This is a genomic window from Acinetobacter sp. YH16042 (assembly GCF_013417245.1).
GTDB lineage: Bacteria > Pseudomonadota > Gammaproteobacteria > Pseudomonadales > Moraxellaceae > Acinetobacter > Acinetobacter amyesii.
Genome location: NZ_VPEJ01000091.1, coordinates 1 through 2,102, shown reverse-complemented (window position 1 = coordinate 2,102; position 2,102 = coordinate 1). Strand labels below are relative to the sequence as shown.

The following is a 2,102-nucleotide window of genomic DNA, read 5'->3' as shown; positions in this document are numbered from 1 at the left end:
ATACAGGATCATGGGATGAGAAAATTTCAGGGGCAATTCAGGAATATGCCGAACAGAACCAAGACAGACAGGTCCTGTCAGTTTTTTATGAATACTACTCTAGCCTTACAGACAGTCAGGAGCTTCTGATTGGAAAACTCAAAGATATCTATTTAAAGGGACCAATAAGATCCAGAAGATTGGACAAAGACGGTACTGTTATCTTCTACGAGGCACCTACTGGCGCTCGTTGCACCCTCGAGTGCGAAGTCGGCATCAATCCAAACGGAAAGGCCAGTCCTGATTTCAGTGACTGGGAGCTAACAACAACATCAAAAAGTAGTACTACCCTAATGACTCCTGAACCTGATATCGGACTCTATCGTGACAGCTATGCAAATTTCATGAATACCCATGCAAACCGCAGGCAACCGCAGCAGCTTTACTTTACTGCCAAACACCAGACTGGAATCCGAAATCCGGAAACATGTCTGACTCTTTTCATTGAAGGATATGATTTGGAGAAAAAGAAAATTACCCTGAGCGAGGGTGGCTATTTTCTGAAAAATGACAATGGAGAAGTTGCAGCTGGATGGACCTTTAGCAAACTGCTCAATCACTGGAAGAATAAACATACCAAAACCTGCTATGTTTCCTACACTAACCTCAAACTTGAAGGCTCTACCTATTACCAGTTTGGCCCAAAGGTGTCGCTGGCTAAAGGAGCAAGTATTGAGAAATTCCTGGATGCCCTGGCGACAGGAATAGTGGTTCATGATCCTGGATGCAAATATGCCCTAGATGTGAATACAGGCAAATGGAAACAGAAAAAACGCAACCAGTTCAGGGTGTCAGCAGTCAATTCAGCTTGTCTATATGATGAATACAAGGAGCTTGACCTGTCATCAGATAAATAAGTATGGCTGTATTACTTGAAAAATCATCTGTCTCTTGGAGTGTCACGTATTTCAAGAAACTGTCTGTCACCTGCAAGCCAGTCAGCAATTGTACTGACTACTTTTTCCGGATCTTTTTTGGCTCCCCGAATACTGCATTCCCAGACAATGCAGACTCGCCAATTACTAGCGCGCAGGATATCTACAGCTCTGGAATCATTCGCCTGATTACGGCAGATTTTTTCCTGCCAGAATTCCGTCCGCGTTGCCGGTAACCTGAAAAGATGACAATTCTGATGACCATGCCAGAAACAGCCGTGTATAAAAATCACTGACCTGTATTTTGGCAAAACAATATCAGGTTTTCCCGGAAGATCTTTTACATGAAAACGATACCGAAATCCTTTTTTATGAAGCAAATGTCTGACTAATAATTCAGGCTTTGTATTGCTACCTTTGATTCCAGCCATCATACGGCTGCGTGTAGATGGATCAACAATGTCTACCATCTATCTCTCCTAAGCTATATTCGAAACTTAACAGAATAAAACTTCAACAATATTATTTATATTGCACATTTTTCATTTAATTATAAGTACTCGTGTCTAGCTAATATTTAACATAAAAACTCTTATACGCAACCCAGGTTAATCCTGGGCTTTCTGTTCAATCTCATCATTGGTCGAGAATGTGTCTGGATTCGTGAGCTTGATGTTTTCCTGGCATTGATCGCATACCAACAGTCCTGCAAAAAGCTGTACATTTTTTCTTGATTGGCAAAGAGTACAAGCCTTCGGAAACATTATTGTATTTGCTGTAGTAGTGATATGAGTGCTCATCACAATTCCTCGAATAAGATTTCTCACTATCTTCTCTTAAACTTCGTAGCTTGAATATTGAAGAAGATCCATTTTGAAAACTTTTGTAGAAAATAGAAATATAAATTATTGATATTAAAATTAAGAACTCAATTCTAGGCTTTAAAAACTTGGTTAAAAATCTTTCATTGAAAATTTTTAAAAGGCTGAGGAAGCCACACGAGCATGCCCTATCTAATTCATTAAACTGACCAAATTGACGTTTTTTATTAAACTCCTTATGATTGTTTTATGACTCGGTTTATTTATATTATTTTTCAAACACTTAAGATCAATTATTGAGTTTCCGTGACTCACCCTCTTATTTTAGTAATGACTCATCCTATTTAATTATAAATATCAATATCTT

General features: G+C 38.8%; 3 protein-coding genes. 1 reads left to right on the top strand and 2 read right to left on the bottom strand.

The window, feature by feature from the left end; translation table 11 throughout:
• Window positions 1-896 (top strand): MvaI/BcnI family restriction endonuclease (locus tag FTV37_RS17135; protein ID WP_180064323.1); only part of this gene is annotated, 896 nt, incomplete at its 5' end.
• A gap of 23 nt (window positions 897-919) precedes the next feature.
• On the opposite strand, the gene FTV37_RS17130 is transcribed toward FTV37_RS17135, so the two are convergent.
• Entirely contained in the window at window positions 920-1,384 is a 465-nt protein-coding gene (locus FTV37_RS17130; RefSeq protein WP_163146739.1) for a very short patch repair endonuclease, read from the bottom strand.
• A gap of 138 nt (window positions 1,385-1,522) precedes the next feature.
• A complete protein-coding gene (locus FTV37_RS18050; RefSeq protein ID WP_000103613.1) occupies window positions 1,523-1,714 on the bottom strand; it encodes a hypothetical protein in 192 nt (63 codons plus the stop codon).
• Window positions 1,715-2,102: the final 388 nt, after the last annotated feature.

What these genes read in the sequence shown, in the direction of transcription:
- FTV37_RS17130 (WP_163146739.1), bottom strand. Translation starts at nt 1,384, where the DNA reads ATGGTAGACATTGTTGATCCATCTACACGCAGCCGTATGATGGCTGGA.
- FTV37_RS18050 (WP_000103613.1), bottom strand. Translation starts at nt 1,714, where the DNA reads ATGAGCACTCATATCACTACTACAGCAAATACAATAATGTTTCCGAAG.